Source organism: Streptomyces sp. FH025, assembly GCF_017427025.1.
In the GTDB taxonomy this organism is placed as follows: domain Bacteria; phylum Actinomycetota; class Actinomycetes; order Streptomycetales; family Streptomycetaceae; genus Kitasatospora.
Genome location: NZ_JAFLNG010001248.1, coordinates 1 through 788, shown reverse-complemented (window position 1 = coordinate 788; position 788 = coordinate 1). Strand labels below are relative to the sequence as shown.

1 rRNA gene is annotated in these 788 nt (G+C 56.5%); it reads right to left on the bottom strand.

Going from position 1 to position 788, the window contains the following annotated elements:
- Positions 1–788, bottom strand: a 23S ribosomal RNA gene (locus J0670_RS38715); the annotation flags it as partial.

Genomic DNA, 788 nt, shown 5'->3' with positions numbered 1-788 from the left:
GGTTCAGCGTTGGCGCTTCAAAGCGGGTACGGGAATATCAACCCGTTGTCCATCGACTACGCCTGTCGGCCTCGCCTTAGGTCCCGACTTACCCTGGGCAGATCAGCTTGACCCAGGAACCCTTGGTCAATCGGCGCAAGAGTTTCCCACTCTTGTATCGCTACTCATGCCTGCATTCTCACTCGTATACCGTCCACGACTGGTTTCCACCGCCGCTTCACCCGGCACACGACGCTCCCCTACCCATCACAGCCCCCGTTAGGAGTATTGCTGCAATGACACGACTTCGGTGATGTGCTTGAGCCCCGCTACATTGTCGGCGCGGAATCACTTGACCAGTGAGCTATTACGCACTCTTTCAAGGGTGGCTGCTTCTAAGCCAACCTCCTGGTTGTCTCTGCGACTCCACATCCTTTCCCACTTAGCACACGCTTAGGGACCTTAGTCGGTGTTCTGGGCTGTTTCCCTCTCGACCATGGAGCTTATCCCCCACAGTCTCACTGCCACGCTCTCACTTACCGGCATTCGGAGTTTGGCTAAGGTCAGTAACCCGGTAAGGCCCATCGCCTATCCAGTGCTCTACCTCCGGCAAGAAACACGTGACGCTGCACCTAAATGCATTTCGGGGAGAACCAGCTATCACGGAGTTTGATTGGCCTTTCACCCCTAACCACAGGTCATCCCCCAGGTTTTCAACCCTGGTGGGTTCGGTCCTCCACACGGTCTTACCCGCGCTTCAACCTGCCCATGGCTAGATCACTCCGCTTCGGGTCTTGGGCATGCAACTC